The sequence below is a fragment of the Magnetospirillum sp. 15-1 genome (genome assembly GCF_900184795.1).
Taxonomy (GTDB): domain Bacteria; phylum Pseudomonadota; class Alphaproteobacteria; order Rhodospirillales; family Magnetospirillaceae; genus Phaeospirillum.
In genome coordinates this window covers 550,409-576,230 of the sequence record NZ_FXXN01000028.1, presented here as the reverse complement: position 1 = coordinate 576,230, position 25,822 = coordinate 550,409, and the positions used below count along the sequence as shown (strand labels likewise).

The 25,822-nt window shown below is 66.2% G+C and carries 19 protein-coding genes; 14 read left to right on the top strand and 5 right to left on the bottom strand.

All coding sequences use genetic code 11. The features are described from left to right. Window positions 1-43 precede the first annotated feature (43 nt). Together ccoG and CP958_RS23995 are read left to right on the top strand one after the other, a co-directional pair. Complete coding sequence (ccoG, locus tag CP958_RS24000) at window positions 44-1,495, top strand: cytochrome c oxidase accessory protein CcoG (RefSeq protein ID WP_096704690.1); 1,452 nt, start codon at window positions 44-46, stop codon at window positions 1,493-1,495. A gap of 98 nt (window positions 1,496-1,593) precedes the next feature. After that, window positions 1,594-2,991, top strand: a complete 1,398-nt coding sequence (locus CP958_RS23995; RefSeq protein ID WP_096704689.1) for a PLP-dependent aminotransferase family protein — start codon at window positions 1,594-1,596, stop codon at window positions 2,989-2,991. Between the two features lie 24 nt (window positions 2,992-3,015). On the opposite strand, the gene CP958_RS23990 is transcribed toward CP958_RS23995, so the two are convergent. From CP958_RS23990 to CP958_RS23980, 3 genes are all read right to left on the bottom strand, one after another. Next, the gene (locus CP958_RS23990) at window positions 3,016-3,705 is read right to left on the bottom strand and encodes a response regulator transcription factor (RefSeq protein ID WP_096704688.1); all 690 of its coding nucleotides are present in this window, start codon (window positions 3,703-3,705) and stop codon (window positions 3,016-3,018) included. Beyond that, the gene (locus CP958_RS23985) at window positions 3,705-6,407 is read right to left on the bottom strand and encodes a sensor histidine kinase KdpD (RefSeq protein WP_170959094.1); all 2,703 of its coding nucleotides are present in this window, start codon (window positions 6,405-6,407) and stop codon (window positions 3,705-3,707) included. The genes CP958_RS23990 and CP958_RS23985 overlap by 1 nt, the downstream gene beginning before the upstream one ends. A gap of 173 nt (window positions 6,408-6,580) precedes the next feature. Then, window positions 6,581-7,285 carry a cyclic nucleotide-binding domain-containing protein gene (locus tag CP958_RS23980; protein ID WP_096704687.1) on the bottom strand — a complete coding sequence of 235 codons (705 nt, stop codon included), beginning with the start codon at window positions 7,283-7,285 and terminating at the stop codon, window positions 6,581-6,583. Between the two features lie 267 nt (window positions 7,286-7,552). Between CP958_RS23980 and CP958_RS23975 the strand changes: the two genes are divergently transcribed. The 12 genes from CP958_RS23975 to CP958_RS23920 all read left to right on the top strand — a co-directional run bounded on the left by CP958_RS23975 (window position 7,553) and on the right by CP958_RS23920 (window position 23,611). Continuing rightward, window positions 7,553-8,887, top strand: coding sequence for a nitrate/nitrite transporter (locus tag CP958_RS23975; protein WP_096704686.1), 1,335 nt, complete (start codon window positions 7,553-7,555; stop codon window positions 8,885-8,887). A gap of 76 nt (window positions 8,888-8,963) precedes the next feature. Then, complete coding sequence (locus CP958_RS23970) at window positions 8,964-10,373, top strand: NarK family nitrate/nitrite MFS transporter (protein WP_096704685.1); 1,410 nt, start codon at window positions 8,964-8,966, stop codon at window positions 10,371-10,373. A 37-nt stretch (window positions 10,374-10,410) separates the two neighbouring features. Next, window positions 10,411-14,145 carry a nitrate reductase subunit alpha gene (locus CP958_RS23965; protein ID WP_096704684.1) on the top strand — a complete coding sequence of 1,245 codons (3,735 nt, stop codon included), beginning with the start codon at window positions 10,411-10,413 and terminating at the stop codon, window positions 14,143-14,145. Between the two features lie 3 nt (window positions 14,146-14,148). Then, window positions 14,149-15,663 (top strand): nitrate reductase subunit beta, encoded by a 1,515-nt coding sequence (narH, locus tag CP958_RS23960; protein WP_096704683.1) that lies wholly within the window; start codon window positions 14,149-14,151, stop codon window positions 15,661-15,663. Between the two features lie 5 nt (window positions 15,664-15,668). Next, window positions 15,669-16,328 (top strand): nitrate reductase molybdenum cofactor assembly chaperone, encoded by a 660-nt coding sequence (gene narJ, locus CP958_RS23955; RefSeq protein WP_141400626.1) that lies wholly within the window; start codon window positions 15,669-15,671, stop codon window positions 16,326-16,328. Then, complete coding sequence (gene narI / locus CP958_RS23950) at window positions 16,325-17,032, top strand: respiratory nitrate reductase subunit gamma (protein ID WP_096704681.1); 708 nt, start codon at window positions 16,325-16,327, stop codon at window positions 17,030-17,032. Before narJ ends, narI begins: the two co-directional genes overlap by 4 nt. Before the next feature lie 408 nt (window positions 17,033-17,440). After that, window positions 17,441-17,908, top strand: a complete 468-nt coding sequence (locus CP958_RS23945; RefSeq protein ID WP_197706450.1) for a hypothetical protein — start codon at window positions 17,441-17,443, stop codon at window positions 17,906-17,908. A gap of 44 nt (window positions 17,909-17,952) precedes the next feature. Continuing rightward, complete coding sequence (locus CP958_RS23940; RefSeq protein ID WP_096704679.1) at window positions 17,953-19,410, top strand: cbb3-type cytochrome c oxidase subunit I; 1,458 nt, start codon at window positions 17,953-17,955, stop codon at window positions 19,408-19,410. A 14-nt stretch (window positions 19,411-19,424) separates the two neighbouring features. Next, complete coding sequence (locus CP958_RS23935) at window positions 19,425-20,015, top strand: SCO family protein (RefSeq protein WP_096704678.1); 591 nt, start codon at window positions 19,425-19,427, stop codon at window positions 20,013-20,015. Then, the gene (tehA, locus tag CP958_RS23930) at window positions 20,012-21,607 is read left to right on the top strand and encodes a dicarboxylate transporter/tellurite-resistance protein TehA (protein WP_242443120.1); all 1,596 of its coding nucleotides are present in this window, start codon (window positions 20,012-20,014) and stop codon (window positions 21,605-21,607) included. The genes CP958_RS23935 and tehA overlap by 4 nt, the downstream gene beginning before the upstream one ends. Window positions 21,608-21,777: 170 nt before the next feature. Beyond that, entirely contained in the window at window positions 21,778-23,076 is a 1,299-nt protein-coding gene (locus CP958_RS23925) for an ActS/PrrB/RegB family redox-sensitive histidine kinase (RefSeq protein ID WP_170959093.1), read from the top strand. Continuing rightward, on the top strand, window positions 23,069-23,611 hold the full coding sequence (locus CP958_RS23920; protein ID WP_096704676.1) for a response regulator: 543 nt from the start codon (window positions 23,069-23,071) through the stop codon (window positions 23,609-23,611). The genes CP958_RS23925 and CP958_RS23920 overlap by 8 nt, the downstream gene beginning before the upstream one ends. A gap of 5 nt (window positions 23,612-23,616) precedes the next feature. Here the strand turns inward: CP958_RS23920 and CP958_RS23915 are convergent, their stop codons facing one another. Both CP958_RS23915 and CP958_RS23910 read right to left on the bottom strand, forming a co-directional pair. Continuing rightward, window positions 23,617-24,687, bottom strand: a complete 1,071-nt coding sequence (locus tag CP958_RS23915; protein WP_096704675.1) for an enolase C-terminal domain-like protein — start codon at window positions 24,685-24,687, stop codon at window positions 23,617-23,619. Further along, a complete protein-coding gene (locus CP958_RS23910; RefSeq protein ID WP_096704674.1) occupies window positions 24,684-25,820 on the bottom strand; it encodes an alpha-hydroxy acid oxidase in 1,137 nt (378 codons plus the stop codon). Before CP958_RS23910 ends, CP958_RS23915 begins: the two co-directional genes overlap by 4 nt. Window positions 25,821-25,822 lie beyond the last annotated feature (2 nt).

Genomic DNA, 25,822 nt, shown 5'->3' with positions numbered 1-25,822 from the left:
GCCTCCCGATATGAGTGGCGTTATTCTGATATTGAGGTGTCGTATGACCGATCAATCCCCCGATCACATCAGGCCGGCCAGCGGCGGTGACGTCAGCTTGTATGCCCAGGCCCGGAAGATTCATCCCCGTGCGGTGAAGGGGGCGAACCGGTCGGCCAAGACGGTGATCGCCTGGCTGTCGATCCTGTCCGTATCGCTCCTTCCCTGGCTGCGCTGGGATCGCGGCGCCGGCCATCCGGATCAGGCGATCCTGTTCGATTTCGTCGCCATGCGGGCCTATTTCCTCGACACGGAAATTTGGCCGCAGGAATTCTATTTCCTGACCGGCGTTCTGGTGATCGCCTCCATCGGACTTTTTCTGGTGACGGCGTTGTATGGCCGGGTCTGGTGCGGCTTCGCCTGCCCCCAGACGGTGTGGACGGATATCTTTGTATGGATCGAGCGCCGGGTGGAGGGCGATCACAATCGGCGCCACAAGCTGGACCATGCGCCCTGGCCCACGGGAAAGGTGGTGAGGAAGCTGGTGAAGCACGCCGCCTGGCTCGCCGTTTCACTGATGACCGGCGCTTCGTTCCTGTTCTTCTTCAATGACGCGCCCCGGGCGGCCGGGGCAATGCTGACCGGCGAGGCGGGAATCGTCCTGTATGGCTTCGTGGCGATGGTCGGGCTGATGACCTACGTGATGGCCGGATGGGCCCGCGAGCAGATGTGCATTTACATGTGCCCCTGGCCGCGCTTTCAGGGCGCCATGCTCGATCATGATTCGCTGGTGGTCGCCTACGATGCCGGACGGGGCGAGAGCCGTGGGCATGCCCGCGTGGCGCAGTCGTTCGAGGGGCGAGGGCATTGCGTCGATTGCCGGATGTGCGTGCAGGTCTGCCCGGTGGGTATCGACATCCGCGACGGTATTCAGATGGAATGCATCGGCTGCGGCCTTTGCGCCGATGCTTGCGATTCCGTCATGCCGCGGTTCGGCCTGCCCCGGACTCTGGTGGGCTGGCGCCCGTTCTCGCATACGTCCTCCGAGGCGCCGGCACCCAAGCAGCCGTGGCATCGCCGGCCGCGCCTGATGATCTATGGCGCCATCATCGGCGTGACCCTGGCGGGCATGGCGGTGGCCGGCGGCCAGCGCCGGATGCTCGACATGACCATTCTGCACGACCGTTCGCCGGTCTCCGTCACGCTGTCCGACGGCTCGATCCGCAACGACTACACCGTGAAGATCGTCAATCGCGAGCGCGCGCCGCGCCTTCTGCGGCTGGAGGTTCTCGGGCTGGCCGGGGCGCAGGTGGGGGTAAGGGACCTTGGCCAAACATCCGACGGGCAAGGTCTCGCCGCCGCCGCCGATGCCGTGACCACCTACCGCGTGTCGGTGCGGGTGCCGGCCGGGCAGGCGCCGGCCGGTGCCACCCCCATCGAATTCCGGCTGAGCGACCGGACCCCGGGTGACGAGGCGGTCCGTCCCAATACCTTCATCGCCGAGGCGGCGCGATGATCCATCCCATCCCGATGATCGCCAAGGCCGGCTTGCGGCTCGGACACCGCTGCTGCCATACTTGATCGGTTTGTGATGAAACAATCGTGCGAGGATTGATGGACACGGAACGGGGATGGGCCCCCAAGCTGGAAAAGGTTGGGAAACCCGTCTACCAGGCCATTGCCGACGCGATCGCCGCCGACATTCGGGATGGGGCGTTGCCGCACGGCGCCAAGCTGCCGCCCCTGAGGGTGCTGGCCGAGCGGCTGGGGCTGGACTTCACCACGGTCTCGCGGGCCTACAATGAAGCGCAGCGACGGGGATTGGTGGTGGGCAAGGTCGGGCAGGGCACCTTCGTCCAGGCCCGGCCGGCAAGCCGGCCCTCCGTCGGGGCGCCGGCTTCGGCCTTCATCGACATGACCATGAATACCCCGCCCCTGCCCGCCGACCCCCGGTTGCTGGAGGGGATGCGGCGGGACATGTCGGACCTGGCGCCCAGCTTCACGGACCGGCGTCTGCTGGGCTATGGCGACAATGCCGGGGCCGAGGAGGACCGTGCCGCCGGGGTGACCTGGCTGGCCTCCCGCCTTCCCGGCCTGTCGCCGGACCGCCTGATCGTCTGCCCCGGAGCGCAGGGGGCGCTGCTGGCCCTGGTGACCTCTCTCGCCCAACCCGGAGACACCATTCTTGCCGAGGAGCTGACCTATCCCGGCATGAAGTCCCTGGCCGCCCATCTCGGCATACGGTTGGCGGGGGTGGCCATGGATGCCTCCGGCCTGTTGCCCGACAGCTTCCGCGCGGCCTGCGAGCGCCATGCGCCCAAGGCGCTGTACTGCACGCCGACGCTGCACAATCCGACAACGGCGACGCTGACGGCGGAGCGCCGCGCGGAAATCGTCGATATCGCCCGCCGGCACGGCGTCGCCGTCATCGAGGATGACGCCTATGGAATGCTGCCGGAGGACGCCCCGCCCCCGCTGGCCGCCATGGGCCCCGATGTGGTCTATCATATCGCCGGACTGGCGAAGTGCCTTTCGCCGGCCCTGCGCATCGCCTTTCTGGTGGCGCCCGACCGGCGGCAGGCCGCGCGTCTGACCGGGGCGGTGCGCGCCACCACCCTGGCCGCCTCGCCCCTGGCGGCGGCCATGGCGACCCGGTGGATCACCTCGGGCACCGCCGGGAAGGTGCTGGAGGGCATTCGGGCGGAGGCCCGCCGCCGCCAGCTCGCGGCCGCCGAGATTCTGCCTCCGGGATCGTTTGCCGGAGCGCCGGAGGCCTTTCACCTGTGGCTGCCTCTGCCCGAGGATTGGGGGCGGGCGGACTTCACCGGGCAATTGCGGGCACGGCGTCTTCTGGTGGCGGCCAGCGACGCCTTCTCGGTGGCGCCCACGGCACCGGAGGCCGTTCGCCTGTGCCTGGGCGCGCTCTCCGACGAGGCGGAAACACGCAGTGTCCTGGCCCAGGTGGCAGATCTCCTGGATCAGCCTCCCGCCATGGCGCCGTCGGTGGTCTGATCGTCGGATTGGGGGCGCGCCACCCTAATATCCCTCGCCCCGTTTCAGGCGATACCCCACTCCCTGATCCGTGACGATCAGCCGGGGCCGGGTCGGGTCGTCCTCCAGCTTCTGGCGGAGCTGGTTGATGTAGACCCGCAGATAGGCGGTGTCCTCCACATGGGCGGGACCCCAGACCTCCTTCAGGATCAGCTTGTGGGTCAGCACGTGATCGGGCCGGCGGGCGAGAAAGGCCAGCAGGTCCCATTCCTTGCGCGACAGGTGGATTTCCTCGTCCCGCCGGGTCACCACCAGCCGGTCCAGATCGATCCGCAGCGGGCCGATCTCCACCGCCTCGGCCACATCCTTGGGAGTGCGGGGGCGGAGCGAGGCGCGGACGCGGGCCATCAGCTCGGCGACGCCGAACGGCTTGACCACGTAGTCGTTGGCGCCCCGGTCCAGGGCCTCGACCTTGTCCTGCTCCTGGGCGCGGACCGACAGCACGATGATCGGCAGGTCCGAGGTCTCGCGCACGGTGGAGATCACCTCCTGGCCGTCCATGTCGGGCAGGCCGAGATCGAGAACCAGCAGGTCGGGGGGCTGGGCGCGGAAGGCGGCCAGTCCGGCGGCGGCCGAGTCCGCCTCGGTCACCTCGTAGCCGTTGGCCGAAAGCGAGATGCGCAGGAATTTGCGGATCTGCGGCTCGTCGTCGACAACCAGAATCCTGCTGCCCATCACGCCCCCTCAGGCTCGTCGGCCACCTGCGGTACCGGTGGCAGCGGCAGGCGGATGACGATGGCGGTGCCGGTGCCGTGCAGGCCCGCTTCCGCCCGGATGGTGCCGCCATGCGCCTCGACGATGCCCCGGCAGATGGCCAGCCCCAGGCCGGTGCCGGCGGTCTGGCTGTCGGACTGGCTGACCCGGTAGAACATGTCGAACACCTTCTCGCGGTCGGCCTCGGGGATGCCCGGCCCCTGGTCGGCCACCTCGATGGAGATATGATCGGCGACCTTCCTGGCCCACACCTTGATGGCGGTGCCGGGGGCCGAGTACTTGCAGGCGTTGTCCAGCAGATTGAAGAACACCTGTCCCAGCAGAACGGCGTCGACGCACAGAAGCGGAATGTTGGGGTCGATGTCCACCTTGACCGCATGCGAGCGGGTAAGACGCGCCGCCCGCTCGACGGCGCCGCCGACGATATCGGCCAGATCGGCCCAGTCGATGCGCGGCTTCAGGGTGCCGCTGCCCAGCCGGGTCATGTCCAGCAGGTTCTGGACAAAGCGGTTGAGGCGTTCGGCCTCGTCCTGGATGGTTTGGGCGAGGTCGCGGCGATTGTCGCGGCTCAGCGCCTCGTCATAGCTGATCAGGCTGCTGGCCGCCCCCATGATGGAGACCAGCGGCGTGCGCAGATCGTGGGACAGCGAAGACAGCAGGGCCGAGCGCAGGCGCTCGCGCTCGGTCGCCACCCGCGCCATCTCGATGTCCGAGACTAAGGTGGTGCGTTCGATGGCCACCGCCGCCTGATCGGCCAGGGTTTCCAGCAGCCGCATCTGCTCGGGGCTGGGCAGGTCGGCGTCCTCGCTCATCTGGACGCCGAGGACGCCCACCGGCCCCCGCGCGGTCCTGAGCGGCAGGAACAGCCAATGGGCGGCGGGCAGGGTGGCGGAGCCCCGCCCGGCGGGCTTCTCGTGCGCCCAGGCCCAATCGGCGGCGGCCGACGATCTGTCGTCGATCTGATCCTCGGGCGGATAGCCGGCGGCGATGGCCAGCCGGCCGTCCATGGGCAGCAGGACCAGCGACTTGCCCCGGATGGTGTCGGCCACATGGTGGACCACCGCCCACAGCACGTCGTCCTGGGTCGCCGCCGCCGTCACCTTGCGGCCGAAATCATAAAGATTGGCGGTCCGCCGGGCGCTTTCGCGGCTGGCCTGGACCTGGGTGCGCAGCCGGCTGGCCATGCCCGAGACGATGAAGGCGGCGATCAGGAAGAACACCAGGGTCAGAAGGTTCTGCACGTCGGACACCGCGAGGGTGAAGCGCGGCTCGGTGAAGAAGAAGTTGAAGGCGAAGAAGCTGACCAGCGAGGCCAGGATGGCCGGACGCAGGCCGAAGCGCATGGCCACCACCATCACCGCCAGCAGATAGGCCACCGAGATGCTGGCCACCGGCAGCCAATGATCGATGGCGACGCCCAGGCCGGTGGCCGCTCCGGTCGCCAGCAGCGCCACGGCCAGCCCCAGCCAGTCCCGGCTTTCCGGCTGGGCCTGGACGACGGAGCGCGGCGCCTTGGGCTTGCCCTCGTCGTCGCTGCCGACCACCAGGATGTTGAAGCCGCCGCCCCGTTCCACCAGCCGGTCGGTCACCGTGGCGGTGAAACGGTCGAGCAGTCCCAGGCGGCGGGGGCGCCCCACCACGATCTGGGTGGCATTGCGTTCAGTGGCGTAGGCCAGGATGGCGGCGGTCACGTCCTCGCCCTGCAGCGCCACCGTCTCGCCGCCCAGTTGGACGGCCAGGCGCATGGCCTCGGCCACCCGGTCCTTGTCGGATTCCGGCAGCGACAGGGTGCGGGTGGTCTCCACCGTCACCGCCACCCAGGCGGCGCCGCGCCGGTCGGCCGCCCGCTTGGCGACCCGGACCAGACGGCCGGAATCCATGCGCTCGTCGATGCAGACCAGGATGCGTTCCCGCGTCGGCCAGGGGCCGGCGATGGCGTGGGAGCGCATGTAATCCACCATCTGGGCGTCCACCCGCTCGGCGGCGTGGCGCAGCGCCATCTCGCGCAGCGCGGTCAGGTTGCCGGGCGAGAAGAAGTTGTGGACGGCGCGGCGCGCCTGTTCCGGCACATAGACCTTGCCCTCGTTCAGGCGCTTGATCAGGTCCTCGGGCGGCAGGTCGATCAATTCGATCTCGTCGGCGCCGGCCAGGACGCCGTCGGGCAGGGTTTCCCGCACCTTGACCCCGGAAATCTGCTCGACCACGTCGTTCAGGCTTTCCAGATGCTGGATGTTCAAGGTGGCGTAGACGTTGATGCCGGCCGCCAGCACCTCCTCCACGTCCTGCCAGCGTTTCAGGTGACGCGATCCCGGAACGTTGGTGTGCGCCAGCTCGTCCACCAGGGCGATGGCGGGCCGGCGGTCCAGCAGGGCGTCCAGGTCCATCTCGCGGAAATCGTGCCCCCGATACTCCATCCGCCGGCTGGGCAGCACCTCCAGGCCCTTGGTCAGGGCCTCGGTCTCCTTGCGGCCATGGGGCTCGACCACGCCGGCCACCACGTCGACGCCGTCGCGCAGGCGTTCGTGGGCGGCGCACAGCATGGCGTAGGTCTTCCCCACGCCGGGCGCGGCGCCGAGGAAGATCTTCAGGCGTCCGCGCCCCTCCCGCCGGGCCTGGGCGAGAAGAACGTCGGGCGATGGACGGTGGTCGTCGTCGGTTGCCACGGCTTCTCCTGTCGTCCCGAGAGCGTAGCGAAGGATCGTTCAGGTGGAAACCGAGGTTTTCTTGATCGATGCCGGGATGCGTTGTCCCGAAGAGATCGCCGCATTCCCCGGCCGGCGCGCGGCCATGGCGGAGGACGGCTTGGCCGCGCCGTCCTTAATGCCGCCGTGGGGCGTCAGAGGACGTCTTCGTCCAGGTGACAGAAGGCGGAGAGAGCGGCGATGTTGCTTACGGTCACCTGTGCCCCGGTGGTGGTCACGCCGCATTGACGCAACTGGGCCAGGGCCCGTGACAGCGTCTCCTGGCGCACGCCGATGCGGGCGGCGATGACCCCCTTGCTGTGGGGAAGCCATAGGGCTACCGAGCCCTCGCGCTTGTTGGTCAGCGACAGAAGATAGAGCCCGAGCCGCTGGGTCGGCGACTTCAGCTTCAGGGCCTTGGCCTCGCGCACCAGCTTGCGGAAGTGGATGGACAGCGACGTCAGCATGGCCAGGGCGAGGTCGGGGATGGTCAGGAGATCCCGCCGCAGCCGGTCGGCCGGGAGCAGCATGACCCGGGAGGGCAGCAGCGCCTTGGCGCCCATGAGATAGGGCAGATCGGTGAGCACCGCCGCGGCGATGAAACACTCGCCGGCTTTCATGATTTCCATCATGGTCTCGCCGCCGTCGTTGCCGACGCAGTAAAGACCGATCTCGCCTCCAAGGACGATATGTAGGAATTCCGGTGTCTCGCCTTGACGGAACAGCATTTCCCCCGGCAGATAGCGATGGACGATGCCGTCCGACAGCAGCGCGTCGATCAGGTGCTGCGGCAGCTCGCTCAGCAGCGGCGCGCGTCGGATCTGATCCAGATCCTCCGGCTGAAACTGCCGCCTCTGCATGTATCCGCTCCCTGGAGACCTCGTGGAGGCACTGAGCACCTGCATTCGCCATTCCTCCAGAAAGAAACGCATCCGATTGCTGCGTGACGCTGTCATTAGCTCCCCCTAATTGATCTGGGTCAACACGCAAAAGGTTTTGTTTCGCGTTTTGTTCCCGCGTCAATTTGTCGCGACTGACGGCTCGGTCAAAACCCACCTCTCATCCCGTCGATATGGTCGGCCATCGTTTTCGGCGGGTTTGGCCCGTCTTTGGATTGCGAGGGGGCAATGCACGATCTGACTCAAGTCTCCAAGGGCGAACAGAGATTAGCCCTTTGGTCCAGCACACTCGCCTTTACCGTGTGTTTTGCTGTGTGGACGATTTTCAGCATCCTCGGCATCCAGATTAAGAAAAATCTCGGGCTCAACGAGACCCAGTTCGGGCTGCTGATCGCCACTCCGATCCTGACCGGGTCGCTGGTGCGCCTGATGCTCGGCGTCTGGACCGACCAGTACGGCGGCCGGGTGGTGTTTTCCATCGTGATGATGATTTCCGCCGTCGCCACATGGCTGGTGACCACGGCCAGTACCTATGAAGGATTCCTGCTGGCCGCCTTGGGTGTCGGCATCTCGGGCGGCGGCTTCGCCGTCGGCATCGCCTACGTGTCGCGCTGGTATCCCAAGGAGCAGCAGGGCACCGCGCTCGGAATCTTCGGCATGGGCAATGTCGGGGCGGCGGTGACCAAGTTCCTGGCGCCCTGGGTGATGGTGGCGTTCGGCTGGCAGATGGTCGCCAATGTCTGGGCGGGGGCCATCTTCATCAGCGGCATCCTGTTCTACCTGTGCACCAAGGACGATCCGGTCCTGCGGAGCCGCCGCGCCGTGGGGAAGAGCGCGGATTCGCTGTCCAGCATGCTTGGGCCGCTCAAGGAAGTCCGGGTGTGGCGCTTCTCGCTCTATTACTTCTTCGTATTCGGCGGCTTCGTGGCGCTGGCCCTGTGGCTGCCGCGCTACTACATGGGCGCCTACGGCGTGGACGTGACGACGGCGGGCATGCTGGGGGCGGCCTACTCCATTCCGGGGAGCGTCTTCCGCGCCATGGGCGGCTGGCTGTCCGACAAGCTGGGCGCCCGCCGGATCATGTACTGGACCTTCGGGGTCGGTACGCTCTGCCTGCTCGTTCTTTGCTATCCGGCCACCGACTACGTCGTCCACGGCTTCAAGGGCGACATCAAGTTCAGCCTGTCGCTGGGCTTCGTGCCCTTCACCGTCATCGTCTTCATCCTCGGCTTCTTCATGGCGTTGGGCAAGGCGGCCGTCTACAAGCACATTCCCGTCTACTACCCGCACCATGTGGGCGCGGTCGGTGGCGTGGTCGGCTTGATCGGCGGACTGGGCGGCTTCATTCTGCCCATCGCATTCGGGGCTCTCAACGACCTTACCGGCGTATGGACCAGCTGCTTCATGCTGCTGCTGCTGGTGGTCGTCGCCTCGCTGGCCTGGATGCACTACGCGGTTCGCCGGATGGAGACGGAGGCTCTGCGTCGCATGGGCATGATCGACGGTCCCGCCCTTCCCGTGGGCGACGGTCTGGACCGCATCATGCCGGCGGCCAGTGAATAGTTCTTGGAACAAGAGATGACGCGATACTGCGGCCAGCAAAGGCTGGCCGCTTTTCTTGCCAAAATAGGGGGCGAGTATGCACGTTGATGATTCGGGAAAACTCCACCCGCGACATGTGCTGACCAACTGGACGCCGGAAGATCCCGATTACTGGGAGAGCCAGGGCCGCAAGGTGGCCATGCGCAATTTGTGGATTTCCATGCCGGCCCTGCTGCTCGCCTTCGCCGTGTGGATGGTCTGGAGCGTGGTGGTGGTCAACCTGCCCAATGTCGGGTTCAAGTTCGACACCGACCAGCTGTTCTGGCTGGCCTCCATGCCCGGTCTGGCCGGGGCGACACTGCGCATCTTCTATTCCTTCATGGTGCCGATCTTCGGCGGCCGGGCCTGGACTGCGCTGTCCACCGCCTCGCTGCTGTTTCCGGCGGCGGGCATCGGCTTCGCCGTGCAGGACCCGACGACGCCCTACGCGGTGTTCCTGGGCCTTGCCCTGCTGTGCGGCTTCGGCGGCGGCAATTTCGCCTCGTCCATGGCCAATATCAGCTTCTTCTTTCCCAAGCATAAGAAGGGCATGGCGCTGGGCCTGAACGCCGGCATCGGCAATCTCGGCGTTTCGGTGGTGCAGTTCGTGGTTCCCATCGTCATCGCCTCGGCGGTGTTCAGCACGCTGGGCGGCGAGCCCCAGACCTGGGTCAAGGGCGCCGAGACCAAGCGGATGTGGCTGCAGAACGCGGGCTTCATCTGGATTCCCTTCATCCTGGCCTGCTCCGTCAGCGCCTGGTTCGGTATGAACGACATCGCCAGCGCCAAGGCGTCGTTCCGCGAGCAGGCGGTGATCTTCAAGCGCAAGCACAACTGGATCATGTGCTGGCTCTATCTGGGGACCTTCGGTTCGTTCATCGGCTATTCCGCCGGTTTCGCGCTCCTGACCAAGACCCAGTTCCCCAACGTCAATCCCCTGGCCTATGCCTTCCTCGGGCCGCTGGTGGGGTCCGTGGCGCGGGTGATCGGCGGCTTCCTGTCCGATCGCTTCGGCGGCGGCCGCGTCACTTTCTGGACCTTCCTGGTGATGATGCTGGCGGTCTGCGGCGTGCTGTACTTCCTTGGGCACAAGGGCGACGCCATGGGCTTCAACGGCTTCCTGGCCATGTTCCTGCTGCTGTTCGCCGGCACCGGCGTGGGCAACGCCTCCACCTTCCAGATGATCCCGGTCATCTTCGCCACCCTGAAGCGGCGTGAAGGCGAAACCCGCCACATCCCGGAAGTCGAGGCCGGCAAGGAGGCCGCCAAGGAGGCGGCCGCGGTCCTTGGCTTCAGCTCCGCCCTGGCCGCCTATGGCGCCTTCTTCATCCCGCGCAGCTTTGGCACCTCCATCTCCATGACGGGTGGAGCCCAGGGGGCGCTGTACATGTTTCTGGCCTTCTACGTCACCTGCGTTGCGGCGACGTGGTGGTGGTACACGCGGAAAAACGCGGAAATCAAGTGCTGACCACCGCTGGCGGAAATAAGTGAAAGGTGATCGTGAAATGAGTAACTTTATTGACAGGTTGCTGTTCTTCAAGCGTAACGTCGAGACCTTCTCCGGCGATCATGGTGTGGTTACCAATGAGAGCCGGGATTGGGAGGAGGGTTATCGCCGCCGCTGGCAGCATGACAAGATCGTCCGCTCGACCCACGGAACGAACTGCACCGGGTCGTGCTCGTGGAAGATCTACGTCAAGGGCGGCATCGTCACCTGGGAAACGCAGCAGACCGACTATCCCCGCACCCGTCCCGGCATGCCCAACCACGAGCCGCGCGGCTGCCAGCGCGGGGCCAGCTATTCCTGGTACATGTATTCCGGCAATCGCGTGAAGCATCCGCTGATCCGCGGCGATCTGCTGCGGCTGTGGCGCCAGGCCCGCAAGAGCCTGGCCCCGGTCGAGGCCTGGCGCTCCATCGTCGGCGACAAGGAAAAGGCCCGGTCCTACAAGTCCATCCGCGGGCTGGGCGGTTTCGTCCGCGCCTCGTGGGACGAGGCCCAGGAAATCATCGCCGCCGCCAACATCCACACCATCAAGACCTGGGGACCGGACCGGGTGGCGGGCTTCTCGCCGATCCCGGCCATGTCCATGGTGTCGTTCGCCGCCGGCACCCGGTACCTGTCGCTGATCGGCGGCGTCTCGCTCAGCTTCTACGACTGGTACTGCGACCTGCCGCCGGCCAGCCCGCAGATGTGGGGCGAGCAGACCGACGTGCCGGAATCGGCCGACTGGTACAATTCGAACTTCCTGATTCTCTGGGGCTCCAACGTCCCGCAGACCCGCACGCCCGACGCCCACTTCTACACGGAGGTCCGCTACAAGGGGGCCAAGAGCGTCGTGGTCTGCCCCGATTACTCCGAAGCCTCCAAGTTCGCCGATCTGTGGCTGGCCCCCAAGCAGGGAACCGACGCCGCCCTGGCCATGGCCATGGGGCATGTCATCCTCAAGGAATTCCACCTGGGGGAAAAGAAGTCCGCCTATTTCGAGGATTACTGCCGCCGCACCAGCGACATGCCGCTGCTGGTCCGTCTGGTGCGCCGGGGTGACGCCCTGGTTCCCGACCGCTTCGTGCGCGCCTCGGATTTCGACGGCAAGCTGGATCAGGCCAACAATCCCGACTGGAAGACCATCGGCATCGAGGAAGGCAGCGGCCGCATCATCGTCCCCAACGGCTCCATCGGCTTCCGCTGGGGCGAGAAGGGCAAGTGGAACATCGAGCCCAAGGACGGGCGCGACGGTGCCGAGGTCAAGCTGGCGCTCAGCCTGCTCGACGCCCGCGACGAGGTCGCCGGCGTGGCCTTCCCCTATTTCGGCCATATCGACCACGAGCATTTCCACAACAATCCCCACCCGGACATCCTGGTGCGCAATGTCCCGGTGAAGCGTCTGGCCCTGGCCGACGGCGAAACCCTGGTGACCACGGTCTTCGACCTGATGGCCGCCAATTACGGCATCGACCGGGGGCTGGGCGGCGAGCACGTGGCGTCGTCCTATGACCAGAACGTGCCCTATACGCCGGCATGGCAGGAGCGCATCACCGGCGTGAAGGCCGCCGACGTGATCACCGTGGCCCGCCAGTTCGCCGACAACGCCGACCGCACCCACGGCCGTTCCATGGTGATCATCGGCGCCGCCATGAATCACTGGTACCACATGGATATGAACTACCGCAGCATCATCAACATGCTGGTGATGTGCGGCTGCATCGGCCAGTCGGGCGGCGGCTGGGGCCATTACGTGGGTCAGGAAAAGCTGCGGCCGCAGACCGGCTGGGTGCCGCTGGCCTTCGCCACCGACTGGGTGCGGCCGTCGCGCCAGATGAACTCCACGTCGTATTTCTACAACCACACCGACCAGTGGCGGCACGAGAAGCTGTCGGTCAAGGAGATCCTCTCGCCGCTGGCCAATCCCGAGGATTTCAAGGGCGCGCTGATCGACTTCAACGTCCGCTCGGAACGCATGGGCTGGCTGCCCTCGGCCCCCCAGCTTGAGAAGAACCCGCTGGATCTGGTCCGCGAGGCGGTCGCCGCCAACAAGGACCCGGTCCGCCACACCGTGGAGGGGCTGACCTCGGGGTCGCTGCGGATGTCGTGCGAGGACCCCGACAATCCCAAGAACTTCCCCCGCAACCTATTCGTCTGGCGCTCCAATCTCCTGGGCTCGTCGGGCAAGGGGCACGAGTACTTCCTGAAGTACCTGCTGGGCACCCAGCACGGCGTCATGAATGACGACAACGGGGTCAAGGGCGGCGAGAAGCCGACCGAGGTGACGTGGCGCGACGCCCCCACCGACGGCAAGCTGGACCTGCTGGTGACGCTCGACTTCCGCATGTCCACCACCTGCCTTTACTCCGACATCGTCCTGCCGACCGCCACCTGGTACGAGAAGAACGATCTCAACACCTCGGACATGCATCCGTTCATCCATCCGCTCAGCCAGGCGGTGGACCCCGCCTGGGAGGCCCGTTCCGACTGGAACATCTACAAGGGCATCGCCAAGCGGTTCTCCGAGCTGTCGGTCGGTCACCTGGGGGTCGAGCAGGATCTGGTGCTGACGCCCATGATGCACGACACCCCCGGCGAGCTGGCCCAGGCCCTGGACGTCAAGGACTGGAAGGCCGGCGAGATCGAGGCCATTCCCGGCAAGACCATGCCGGCCATGACCATCGTCGAGCGCGACTATCCCAACACCTACAAGCGGTTCACCGCTCTCGGCCCGCTGATGAAGAAGCTGGGCAACGGCGGCAAGGGCATCTCCTGGAACACCGACGACGAGGTCGATGCCCTGGGCGAGCTCAACCGTCTGGTGGCCGAGGACGGCGTCACCAAGGGCATGCCCCGGCTGGAAACCGACATCGACGCCGCCGAGGCGGTCCTGATGCTGGCGCCCGAGACCAACGGGCATGTGGCGGTCAAGGCCTGGGACGCCCTGTCCAAGTTCACCGGCCGCGACCACGTTCACCTCGCCCTGCACCGCGAGGACGAGAAGATCCGGTTCCGCGATATCCAGGCGCAGCCGCGCAAGATCATCTCGTCGCCCACCTGGTCGGGTCTGGAATCCGAGAAGGTCAGCTACAACGCCGGCTATACCAACGTGCACGAGATGATCCCCTGGCGGACCCTGACCGGGCGCCAGCAATTCTACCAGGATCACAAGTGGATGCTGGGCTTCGGCGAGGGCTTGTGCGTCTACCGTCCGCCCATCGACACCAAGACCATCCGGCCGGTGATCGAGTCCAAGGCGTCGGGCGCCAAGCAGGTGGTGCTCAACTGGATCACGCCGCACCAGAAGTGGGGCATCCACAGCACCTATACCGACAACCTGATCATGCTGACCCTGTCGCGTGGCGGCCCGATCGTCTGGCTGTCGGAAAAGGACGCGGCCAAGGCCGATATCGAGGACAACGACTGGATCGAGGTCTTCAACGCCAACGGTGCCATCGCCGCCCGCGCGGTGGTCAGCCAGCGCGTCAAGGAAGGCATGTGCATGATGTACCACGCTCAGGAGAAAATCGTGAACACCCCCGGTGCCGAGACCACCAAGCTGCGCGGCGGCATCCACAATTCGGTCACCAGGGCCAGCGTCAAGCCGACCCATATGATCGGCGGCTACGCCCAGCAATCCTACGGCTTTAACTATTACGGAACGGTCGGCTCCAACCGCGACGAGTTCGTGGTGGTGCGCAAGATGACCAATGTGGACTGGCTCGAAGGCCGTCTTGAAGGAAGGGGGGCCTGAGCCATGAAGATCCGCGCACAGATCGCAATGGTTCTGAACCTGGACAAGTGCATCGGCTGCCATACCTGCTCGGTCACCTGCAAGAACGTGTGGACCACGCGGGAAGGGGTGGAATACGCCTGGTTCAACAACGTCGAGACCAAGCCGGGCATCGGCTATCCCAAGGATTGGGAGAATCAGGACAAGTGGCAGGGCGGCTGGCGCCGCCGCGCCAACGGCACCCTGGTTCCCCGGCTGGGATCGCGCGCCTCGCTGGTGGCCAAGATCTTCAATAATCCGCGCCTGCCGGAAATCGACGATTACTACGAGCCGTTCACCTTCGACTACGAGCACCTGCAGAAGGCCGGCGTGTCGAGGACGCCGCCCACCGCCCGTCCGCGCTCGCTGGTGACCCGCAAGCGCATGGAAAAGATCGAGTGGGGACCCAATTGGGAGGAAATCCTCGGCACCGAGTTCCGCAAGCGCTCGAAGGACCAGAACTTCGCCAATATCCAGAAGGAGATGTACGGCGAGTTCGAGAACACCTTCATGATGTATCTGCCCCGGCTGTGCGAGCATTGCCTCAATCCGGCCTGCGTCGCGGCGTGCCCCTCGGGCTCCATCTACAAGCGTGAGGAGGACGGCATCGTCCTGATCGACCAGGACAAGTGCCGGGGTTGGCGCATGTGCGTGTCGGCCTGCCCGTTCAAGAAGATTTATTACAACTGGAAGTCCGGCAAGGCCGAGAAGTGCATCTTCTGCTACCCGCGCATCGAATCGGGGCAGCCGACGGTGTGCTCGGAGACCTGCGTGGGGCGTATCCGTTACCTGGGCGTGGTGCTTTACGATGCCGACCGGATCGAGGAGGCGGCGTCGACCGAGCGCGAGACCGATCTGTATGAAGCGCAGATGAACATCTTCCTGGACCCCAATTCCCCCGAGGTCCAGGCCCAGGCCCGTCTCGACGGCGTGCCCGAGGCCTGGCTGAAGGCGGCGGCGGAATCCCCGGTGTGGAAGATGGCCATGGATTGGAAGGTGGCCTTTCCGCTGCATCCCGAATACCGGACCCTTCCCATGGTCTGGTACATCCCGCCGCTGTCGCCCATCCAGGGCCGCGCCGATTCGGGAGCCATCGGCGTCAACGGCGTCATTCCTGACGTCAACAGCCTGCGTATTCCCGTCCGTTATCTCGCCAACATGCTGACGGCCGGCGACGAGAAGCCGGTGGTCTCGGCCCTGGAGCGGATGCTGGCCATGCGGGCCTACATGCGGTCCAAGACCGTGGACGGGGTGCCCGATCTGGCGCCGCTGAAGCAGGTGGGGCTGACCGAGGCGCAGGCCGAGGAAATGTACCGCATCATGGCCATCGCCGATTACGAGGACCGGTTCGTGGTTCCCACCACGCACCGCGAATACGCCGAGGACGCCTTCGATCTGAAGGGCAGTTGCGGCTTTTCGTTCGGCGACGGTTGCGGCGGCACGTCCCAGACCAACCTGTTCGGCACACCCGGGCGCAAGCCCGCCAGCGCGGCGGAGTGACCCCCATGATCACTCTGAAAATTCTGGCGGCGCTGCTCGATTACCCCAACGAGGAGATTCTCGCCGATCTTCCCGAACTGGGGGCCATGCTCGCGGCGGACAGCATGCTGCCCGCCCATCTGACGGAAAAGGTCGACGAGTTCATCTCGGCCCTGGCCTCCCGCGATCTGCTGGAGGCGCAGGCCGACTGGGTGGAGCAGTTCGACCGCAGCCGGTCGCTGTCCCTGAACCTGTTCGAGCATGTTCACGGCGATTCCCGCGACCGGGGCCAGGCCATGGTCGATCTCAGGGCCATGTATCTGGGCCACGGTCTTGATATCGGGGTGAGCGAGCTGCCCGATTATCTGCCCCTGCTCCTGGAGTATCTGTCCACCCGTCCCGAGATGGAGGCTCTCAACCTGCTGGCCGAGGCCGGCCATGTGATCGCCGCTCTCGGTCAGCGCCTTGCCTCCCGCAACAGTCCCTACGGCCCCATCATGGCGGCGGTGGCGGCCCTGGCCGGGGTGTCCGCCCTGGAGGTGGGGGTGATCGCCACCCCGGACGTGGATGACGACCTGGACGAGGTTTGGGCCGAGGCGCCCGTGGAATTCGGGGCCGGGTCGGCCTTGGCCGGCTGCCCGAGCGGCGCGGCCATGGCGGCCAGATTGGAAGGAACCGGACAATGAGCTACCTCAATTTCTTTTTCTTCGGCATCTACCCCTATATCGCCGCCGCCGTCTTTCTGGTCGGCAGTCTGGTTCGGTTCGACTACCAGCCCTATACCTGGAAAAGCGGGTCCAGCCAGTTCCTCCGTCAGCGCGGAATGTTCTTCGCCAGCAATGCCTTTCACATCGGCATCATCTTGCTGCTGCTTGGCCATGCCGTCGGATTGCTGACGCCGCATGGTCTCTATACCGCCTTCGGCCTCAGCGCCGAGACCAAGCAGGTGCTGGCCATGACCGCCGGCGGCATCTTCGGGACGTTGTGCCTGTTGGGCATGGTGATCCTGGTCCATCGCCGCCTGACCGACGACCGGGTGGTGGCGGCCGGTTCGACCATGGACACCTTCATCCTGCTGCTGCTGCTGGTCCAACTGGTGATCGGGCTGCTGACCATTCCGGCCTCGGCCTCCCACCACGACGCCACGGTGATGCTGGTTCTGGCCGAATGGGCCCAGCGCATCGTCACGTTCCGGGGCGGGGCGGCCGAACTGGTGGCCGGAACCGACATGGTGTTCCAGATACATCTGGTGCTCGGTCTGACCATCGTGCTGCTGGCTCCGTTCAGCCGGCTGGTGCATGTGTGGAGCGCTCCCCTGTCGTATCTGGTCCGGCGCTACCAGCTGGTGCGCAGCCGCTACCGCGGTGCTTCGCGGGTCCGGGCCGGCTGAGAGACGGGAACCGGGGGGGATACTCCTGCCCGCTGGGGGGCGGGTTTGCGGAAAAGCCGGGGCTGGTCCCCGGCTTTTTTGCGTGTGGCCTTTCGGTTCCCCGTTGCCGGGAGGGGTGAAAGGAGAAAACGGCGTCATGACCTGCGACCAAATGACGCAGGGGCCATAAGCGTCAATAGCCGAGAACGGCGAATGAATACACTTCCTGTGGTTGCATACTGTGCACAATGCGCTTTGTTAAAGGTGAAATGTCGTCGGCGGACATTCTAAAGCGTGCCGCGCAATTTGGGTCTTAACCTCATGGTTATGGGCTCGTAAGGGCTGATCGGTGATGTGCCGGAACGAAGCATCAGGAGGGGTGTTATGCAGGACATAGCGTGGAAAGTGAGCGTCTTCCCAATATTATTCATGATCGGCGTCTTCTTCGTAATATATGCGAAGTCACATATCGCGGCGACTGTTGACGGGCAGACCCAGGAGCGGACCCGGCGCTCGCTGTTCATCATCTCCATCGCCATGGGTATTCCCCTGGCATTCCACACCCTGGCCGAACTTCCCTATGCCGCGGCCGACCTGCGGAGCGGTCCGGTTCAGGTGGTTGAGGCCGTCGGGCGGCAGTGGGAGTGGACGCTCAGCCGGAATTCCTTCCGGGTCGGTGAAACCGTGGAATTCCGTGTCACCAGCGCCGATGTCAATCACGGCTTCGGCATCTATGATCCTTCCATGCGGGTGGTGGCCCAGACCCAGGCCATGCCGGACTACGTCAACACCCTGCGCCATAAATTCCAGGCACCCGGAAAATACACGATCCTGTGCCTCGAATATTGCGGCCTCGCCCATCACGCCATGTCGACGGAGTTCGAGGTGCTTCCGTAGGTGAAGCCCGATCGCCGCACACTATTCATCTCCAGGAGGGGAACATGAAAGCCGTTTCGGACAATGCGAAGCTGCCGCTCGACATCTCGGCAAGACGCGGAGTGCTGGCCTATCTGGTTGCGACCGTCGCCATTTTCGTTCTCATGATGATCTTCGGCCTGCTCATGCGCGCCTCCCAGGCGCAGGCGTTCGGCCTGGATACCAGCCTGTTCTATCAGATCATGACGGTGCACGGCATCGGCACGGTGGGAGCCGCCGGCCTGGGAGGCGCCATGATCTGCTGGTACTTCCTGCGCCATTACGTGGAGCTGAGCACGACGGTTCTGGTCCTGAACCTGGTGATGTTCGTCACCGGCGTGGTGCTGATCCTGGGCGGAGCCTTCCTCGGGGATTTCGCCGGGGGATGGAACTTCCTCTATCCGCTTCCCGCCATGTCCCAGGGGGCGTGGAGCAACGCCGCGGCGGCGTCATTCCTGCTCGGCCTGCTGCTCATCGGCAGCGGATTCCTGGTGTTCTACCTGGACATGGCGCGGGCGATCCTCGGCAAGTACGGCAATCTCGGCCGGGCCTTGGGCTGGCCCCAACTGTTCGGCACGAGCGACGCGCCGCCGCCGCCGGCCGCGGTGGTGGCGGCGACCGTGATCTTCTTGATGAACATCCCCGGCATCCTGGTGGGCGCCACCATCCTGGTGCTGAATCTGGTCAGCCTGTATGCGCCCGAATACCGGATCGACGCGCTGATGGCCAAGAACATGACCTACTTCTTCGGCCACGTCTTCATGAACGGCACCATCTACCAGTGTCTGATCGCGGTGTTCGAGATCATGCCCCGGCACACCGGCCGTCCCTGGAAGATCAACAAGTGGTTCCTGGGCGGCTGGACCGCGTCGGGCCTGATGGTCATCCTGGTCTACCCGCAGCACCTGCTGATGGATTTTGTCATGCCGGAATGGATGCTGATCATCGGGCAGGTCGTCTCGTGGATTCACGGGCTGCCGGTTCTGCTGATCTCGGTGTTCGGCACCCTGGCCAACGTCCACCGTTCGGGCATCCGCTGGAACATGACGTCGGGCCTGCTGTTCTTCGCCATGCTGGGCTGGGCGGCGGGGGTGTTTCCCGGCGTCGCCGACGCCACCATCATCGTCAATCAGGTCATGCACAACACCCAGTGGGTGCCGGGGCATTTCCACACCTACTTCCTCCTCAGCCTGGTCTCCATGCTGTTCGGCTTCGGCTACCACCTGATGATGGACATGCACGGCGACAAGGCGGCGCTGATCGACCGGGTGGGATTCTGGCTGTTCACCGTGGGCGGCTTCGGCTTCATCATGGCCTTTTTGGCCGGGGGCGCCGCCGGCATTCCCCGCCGCTACGCCGTTCACCTGACGGAATGGCTGGCCTATGACCGGGCCGGCGCCATCTTCGCGGCCATGTCGGTGACGGCGGCCCTGGTATTCATGGTCCGCTTCCTGCGCAACCTGAACAAGGGAGTGTCCACTTGACCAGGGATGCCTGGATGGCTCTGGCCGTCACGGTTCTCCTGGGGGCCGGCTTTCTGTGGTGGAGTACCGACGAGTTGCGGGCCTTCACCACGGAAGGCGCCCGCCGCCTGGCCGTCTCGCAGCAGCCGCGTGCCCTCCCGGTCGTCCGATTGGAAGACCAGGGGGGCAACTCCTTTGGGTTCCAGGACTATCGGGGGCAGTATCTGGTGGTCGAGTTCATCTACAGCCGATGTCCGACCCTGTGCACCACGCTGGGTCAGTCGTTCCAGCGCATCGCCGGCGGAATGGCCCCCGGCCGGCTGGGGCGCGACCTCTCGCTGCTCAGCATCTCGTTCGATTCCCTGCACGACGATACCGAGGCCCTGCGGGGCTATGCCGAGCGTTTCGGCGCCGACGGGCGGGGCTGGAGGGTGGCCCGGCTGAGCGATCCGGGCCAGTTGGCGCCGTTGCTCCGCACCTTCGGCGTGGTGGTGGTTCCCGACGACATGGGGGGGTTCGAGCACAATGCCGCCCTCCATGTGGTGGACCCGGCGGGGCGGTTGTCGCAGATATATGATTACCGCGCCGCCAATCAGGTGATCGCCGATCTGGGGGGAAGACGATGAGCTGGGCATCGGCAGAAATCCGGCGGAATTCCGCTTTTGGCGCCATATTCCTGGGGGTCGTGCTGCTGATCCCGGCGGTCGCCCGCAGCATGGAGGCGACCCTGGTCGGCCACATGCTGGTGCAGATTCCCCTGCTGGTCCTGCTGGGAGGGCTGGCGGCGCTGGCCCTGCCGGACAGGCTGCCGTCCTGGGAGAGGCGCTTTAATCAGCACGGCGTCTACGGGTTGGTGCTGGCCACGCTCATCCTGCTGTACTGGATGCTGCCGCGTGCCCTGGACGCGGCGTTGGTCGATCCGGTGACGGAGATGGCCAAGTTCCTGACGGTTCCCCTGGTGGGAGCCGCCATCATCCTCAGCTGGCGGCGGATGGGGTTCGTGGGGCGCAGCTTCGTCCACCTCAACGCCATATCCATGTTCGCCGCCGAGGGCTGGCTGTACCGCATCGCGCCGGAGCGGCTGTGCAACGCCTATCTGCTCAACGAGCAGGTCAGCGTCGGCACCGGCTTCCTCGGGCTGGCCGGTGTCCTGGCGGCGGCGGTCCTGTGGAAGACTCTGTTCGCTCCGTTGCGCGGCGACGACGCCGACGGCATCACGGTCCCCATCGTTCCCGTCTCCCTGTTCGGCATCATCCTCGGCGTCGCCGGCCTTGGGAATTGCTGGCGGGTGGCGGCCCGCCTGTGGGGGCTGCCGCCATGGATCGGCGAGGCGATCCTGGGGCTGGCGGGCGGCATCTGGGCCGTGCTGGCGGTGCTGTTCATCCTGAAGTGGACCTTCGCCCGCGCGGCGGCGATCGCCGAGGCGCGCCATCCCATCACCAGTTGCTTCGTCGGGCTGGTATTCGTCACCACGCTGCTGACCGCGGTCTCGATCCTGCCCTATTCGCGTCCGGCGGCAATGACGCTGGCGGTCATCGGCTGGGGCGGACACATCGTGTTCAGCGGGGCGGTGACCGGCGGATTGTGGCGAGCCGAGCGCGACCCGGCCAGCCTGACGGCGGTTCTCTACCTGCCCACCGTCGCCGGAAACTTCGTCAGCGCCATCGCCGCCGGAGCACTCGGTTACCCCCATTTCGGCATGCTGTTCCTGGGGGCCGGCCTGATTTCGTGGCTGTCCATCGAATCGGTGCTGATGCACCAGATGTACACCATGGGACCGCTGGCCCAGGCCATCCGCCCGACCCTGGGCATCCAACTGGCGCCGCCGGTGGTCTGCTGCGTCGCCTATCTGGCGGTGAACGGCGGCGTGCCCGATACCTTCGCGCAGATCCTGTTCGGCTACGGCCTGCTGCAGGCGGCCATCATGATCCGGCTGATTCCCTGGTTCGCGTCCCAGCCCTTCGTTCCCGGCCACTGGGCGTTCAGCTTCGGCGTGGTCGCCTTGCCGCTCTCGGCCCTGCGGATGGTCCAGAACGGCGTCGAAGGCCCCATCGCCGAGCTGGCCATCCCGCTGTTCGCCGCCGCCAACCTGATCATCGGCTATTTCCTGGCGCGGACCTTCTGGTTGCTGGTTACCGGCCGTCTGGTGGCTCCGGTCGCCGCCAAGGTGCACGACAAGCCGGACCGGCTGGCGCGGGCCGACGGTGTGGCATCCTGAGTGCATTCCGGGAAATCAAACCGCATATGGCGCATAGCCTGTCCGGCCATTTGTCCATTGTTAAATTCAGGCGGAGGTTCAACACGTATAATTACTCCCCGTAAATTTGACAAATATCAAAAGGCGAGATCCGCGCTGGAGTGGGAGTGAGTATGGAGGAGCCGGCCCCATTGGGAGGAGACGCTCATCACAAGAGCGCCCTGCGAACCCGTTTGGGGACGCTGATCCTGATCCGCTGGCTGGCCATCGGCGGCCAATCGGCGACGGTTCTGGTGGTCGAGGTGTTTCTCGGCCATCTGGCGCTGATGCCGGTGGTGCTGACCATCGGCGCCTCGGCCATCTTCAACGCCCTGCAGAATGTGGACCGTGGCGGCGCGTGGTGCCTCGACCAGCGCAAGGCCACCTGGCACATCGCCTTCGACGTGCTGCAGATGTGCCTGCTGATCAGCCTCACCGGCGGGCCGCAGAATCCGTTCTGTATCTTCATCATGGGCCCGGTGGCGGTGGCCTCGGCGGTTCTGCCGGCCCGCAACACGACGCTGATCTGCGGGCTGGCGGCGGCGGCCATCACCGTGGCGGGAGTGGTCCACCTGCCGCTGCCCTGGCCGACGCCCCTGGCGTTTCCCGGCGTCTACATCTTCGGCGAATGGGTCGCCCTTTGCGTCGGCATCGTCTCCGTCAGCTTCTTCACCTGGCACATGGCCAACGAGACCCGGCGCATGGACGCCGCCTACGAGGCCAGCCGCACCGCCCTGCTCAAGGAACAGAAGGCGGCGGCGGTCGGCGGGCTGGCGGCCATGGTGGCGCACGAGCTCAACACGCCGCTGGCCACCGTCTGCCTGCTGGCCCAGGAGATCGTCGCCCAGGCACCGCCCGACAGCCCCTATGTCGAGGACATGACGCTGCTGCTGAGCCAGACCGAGCGGTGCCGAGAAATCCTGAAGCGGCTGTATCGCCGCCGGGAATACGACGCCATGGTCGGCGACGAGACCGTCTCGGTGTCCACCCTGGTCGAGATGGCGGCGGCGCCGTACCGCGACATGACCATCGACCTGTCCTTCTCCAGCCGGTCCGATACCGGTCCCGCCGAGGCGGAGCCCTGGATCATGCGCAGTCCGGAAATTCTCCACGGCCTGGGCAATCTCTTCCAGAATGCCTTTCAGTTCGCCACCACCCGCGTCGACGTCCAGACCGAGTGGGGAGCCGACAGCCTTTCCGTAAGGATTCACGATGACGGGCCGGGCTATCCCGAGCGCCTGATGGAGCATCTGGGAGAGCCCTACATCTCCAACCGCGACCAGGACGGCACCCATCTCGGCCTGGGCATCTTCATCGCCAATACGCTGCTGTCCCATACCGGCGGGCAGTTGTTCTTCCGCAATGCCGAGGACGGCGGCGCCGAGGTGACGGTGCGGTGGCGCATGGTTGATCTGCTTGGAGCCACAGCGACATTGGACCGCCATGGCTGACCAACTCGGGCAGGAAACCATCCTTGTCGTCGACGACGACGATCCGTTCCGCCTCAGCCTGACCCGCGCCCTGCAGCGCCGCCACCTGACGGTGCACGCCGTCGGCACTATCGCCGAAGCCATGGCGGTGGCGGAGGGAACGCCGCTTACCTATGCGGCGGTCGATCTCAGGCTGGGCAACAGCAACGGGCTGGACCTGGTGCGCATCCTGCGCGAGATCGCGCCCTCCACCCGCATCGTGCTGCTGACCGGATACGGCAACATCGCCTCGGCGGTCACCGCCATCAAGGCCGGCGCCGCCGACTACCTGCCCAAGCCGGTGGATGTGGAGCATCTGCTGTCGGTGCTGCGCGGCGAGGAAACCCGCGTGGAACCGGCCATCGAGGCCGAGCCCATGACCCCCGAGCGGGTGCGCTGGGAGCATATCAACCGGGTGTTCGGCGAGTGCGGCCACAACGTGTCCGAGACCGCCCGCCGGCTGCGCATGCACCGGCGGACCCTGCAGCGCATCCTCAGCAAGCACGCGCCGTCCTGACGGCGTCACACGGCGTAGCGTTCCACCGCCGCCTCGTTCCAGCCGATCCCGGTGCCCGGCCGGTCGGGGATAAGGGCAGAGCCCGCCTCGAAACGCAGCGGCCGGTCCAGGATGGGGGCGGCCAGGTCCATGCGCTCGAGCAGGTGGGCGGTGGGGGTGACCGCCATGAGATGGCAGCTTACTTCCTGAAAGATGTGGCTGGACATGGGGATGCCCCGGCTCTGGGCCAGGGCGGCGGCACGCAGCCAGCCGGTGACGCCGCCGATCTTCATGGCGTCGGGCATGGCGAGGTCGGTGGCGCCGGCATCCAGCGCCCAGGTCATCTCGTCGATGCCGAACCAGTTCTCCCCCATCTGCACCGGCAGGGCCAGGGCCTCGCGGATGCGGGCATGCCCCAGGTAATCCTCCTGCCGGGTGGGTTCCTCGATCCAGGCGACGCCCTCGCTCTCCAAAGCCTTGCCGCGCCGGATGGCCTCGGGGACGCTCTGGGACTGGTTGTAGTCCACCAGGATCTGGACCCCGTCGCCGATTGCGGCGCGGATCGCCCGGATCACCCGGATGTCCTCGGCCAGGGTCGCGTAGCCGATCTTGGTCTTGATGGCGGTGAAGCCCTGCCCGGCCGCCTGTTTCGCCCGCTCTACCGCCAGGGTCTCGCCGTCCATGGAATGGCTGTCATAGGCGGGGATGGGGCGGCGGGTGCCGCCCAGCATCTCCACCAGGGGCACGCCCAGGTGGTGGGCGGCGGCGTCCCACAGCGCCATGTCGATGCCGGCCATGGCCATGCGGACCAATCCGGTGGCGCCCAGCAGGCGGAAGCGCCCTTCCAGCAGGCGGTCGATCTCGGCCGGCGCCGCCGGGTATCCCGCCAGGGCCTCGCCGAGCGCGCTCAGCAATTCCCGCACCGCCGCCAGGGCCAGCGGAGTGTAGGTGAAGACATAGGAGCGGCCGACGATGCCGCGGTCGGTCCCGATGTCGATCAGCACCAGGGGGGCGGTGGCGACGGTTCCGACGCTGGTGCGCACCGGATAGTCCAGGGGAACGTTGACCGCCCGCGCGGTCAGGCCGGTGATGATCATGATGGACGAACCAGATGATGGGGGCCGATATGGCCGATGGTGGCGGCGCCGATCAGGGTCATGGTGGTCTCGATCTCGGTGATGAAGGTGTCGAGCACCGCCCGCACGCCCGCTTCGCCGCCCGCCGCCAGACCATAGAGGATGGGACGGCCGAGCAGGATTCCGGCGGCGCCCAGGGCCAGTGCCTTGACCACGTCGCTGCCCCGGCGAAAGCCGCTGTCTACCAGCACCGGCAGGCGCCCGGCGGTGGCGGCGACCATGGCCGGCAGGGTCGAAATGGTCGACGGCGCCGCGTCCAGCTGGCGGCCGCCATGGTTGGAGACGATGATGCCGTCGGCCCCGGCATGGACCGCCCGGACGGCGTCTTCCGGATGCAGCAATCCCTTGATGACGATGGGGCCGGGCCAGCGGTCGCGCAGCCACGCCATATCCTCCCAGATCAGGCGACGGTCCATGGCGCGGCTGAGCAGGGCGGCCTGCAATGCCGCCGATTGGCCCGCATCCTCGTCGCGGCCGAGATTGGCGAAGCGCGGGGTCCCCGACCGGGCCATGCCGGCCAGCCAGCCCGGATGGCGGCAGATGTCGAAGAGCGTGGCGAGCGACGGCCGGAAGGGCAGGCGAAAGCCGTTGCGCCGGTCGCGCTCGCGGTTGCCGCCCATGGGCACGTCCACGGTGAGGATCAGGGTGGTGAAGCTGGAAGCCCGCGCCCGCTCCAGCATCTGCTCGGCGATGGAGCGGTCGGTCATGACGTAGAGCTGGAACCACCGTTCGCCCCGGCTGTCCGCGCCGATCCGCTCCATGCGGACGTTGGAGGCGGAGGACAGGCTGAACGGCACTCCGGCCGCCGCCGCCGCCCGCGCCACCAGCCGGTCGCCCTCGGGCCGCAGCAGGCCGTTGAAGCCGGTGGGGGCGACGGCGATGGGCGCCCGCCACCTTTGTCCGAACAGGGTGACGGAAGGATCGATGCCCGACACGTCCCGCAGGCAGGAGGGGGTCAGGGTGACCCCCTCCATGTCGGCGCGGTTGCGGCGCAGGCAGCTTTCGTCGTCGGCGCCGCCGTCCAGGTAGTCGAAGACGAAGCGGGGCAGGCGCCGCCGGGCCTGCCGGCGGTGGTCTTCCACATTGACCAGCATGA

Coding starts and splice junctions, on each gene's coding strand:
- ccoG (WP_096704690.1), top strand. CDS start 44: ATGACCGATCAATCCCCCGATCACATCAGGCCGGCCAGCGGCGGTGAC.
- CP958_RS23995 (WP_096704689.1), top strand. CDS start 1,594: ATGGACACGGAACGGGGATGGGCCCCCAAGCTGGAAAAGGTTGGGAAA.
- CP958_RS23990 (WP_096704688.1), bottom strand. CDS start 3,705: ATGGGCAGCAGGATTCTGGTTGTCGACGACGAGCCGCAGATCCGCAAA.
- CP958_RS23980 (WP_096704687.1), bottom strand. CDS start 7,285: ATGCAGAGGCGGCAGTTTCAGCCGGAGGATCTGGATCAGATCCGACGC.
- CP958_RS23975 (WP_096704686.1), top strand. CDS start 7,553: ATGCACGATCTGACTCAAGTCTCCAAGGGCGAACAGAGATTAGCCCTT.
- CP958_RS23970 (WP_096704685.1), top strand. CDS start 8,964: ATGCACGTTGATGATTCGGGAAAACTCCACCCGCGACATGTGCTGACC.
- CP958_RS23965 (WP_096704684.1), top strand. CDS start 10,411: ATGAGTAACTTTATTGACAGGTTGCTGTTCTTCAAGCGTAACGTCGAG.
- narH (WP_096704683.1), top strand. CDS start 14,149: ATGAAGATCCGCGCACAGATCGCAATGGTTCTGAACCTGGACAAGTGC.
- narJ (WP_141400626.1), top strand. CDS start 15,669: ATGATCACTCTGAAAATTCTGGCGGCGCTGCTCGATTACCCCAACGAG.
- narI (WP_096704681.1), top strand. CDS start 16,325: ATGAGCTACCTCAATTTCTTTTTCTTCGGCATCTACCCCTATATCGCC.
- CP958_RS23945 (WP_197706450.1), top strand. CDS start 17,441: ATGATCGGCGTCTTCTTCGTAATATATGCGAAGTCACATATCGCGGCG.
- CP958_RS23940 (WP_096704679.1), top strand. CDS start 17,953: ATGAAAGCCGTTTCGGACAATGCGAAGCTGCCGCTCGACATCTCGGCA.
- CP958_RS23935 (WP_096704678.1), top strand. CDS start 19,425: ATGGCTCTGGCCGTCACGGTTCTCCTGGGGGCCGGCTTTCTGTGGTGG.
- tehA (WP_242443120.1), top strand. CDS start 20,012: ATGAGCTGGGCATCGGCAGAAATCCGGCGGAATTCCGCTTTTGGCGCC.
- CP958_RS23920 (WP_096704676.1), top strand. CDS start 23,069: ATGGCTGACCAACTCGGGCAGGAAACCATCCTTGTCGTCGACGACGAC.
- CP958_RS23915 (WP_096704675.1), bottom strand. CDS start 24,687: ATGATCATCACCGGCCTGACCGCGCGGGCGGTCAACGTTCCCCTGGAC.
- CP958_RS23910 (WP_096704674.1), bottom strand. CDS start 25,820: ATGCTGGTCAATGTGGAAGACCACCGCCGGCAGGCCCGGCGGCGCCTG.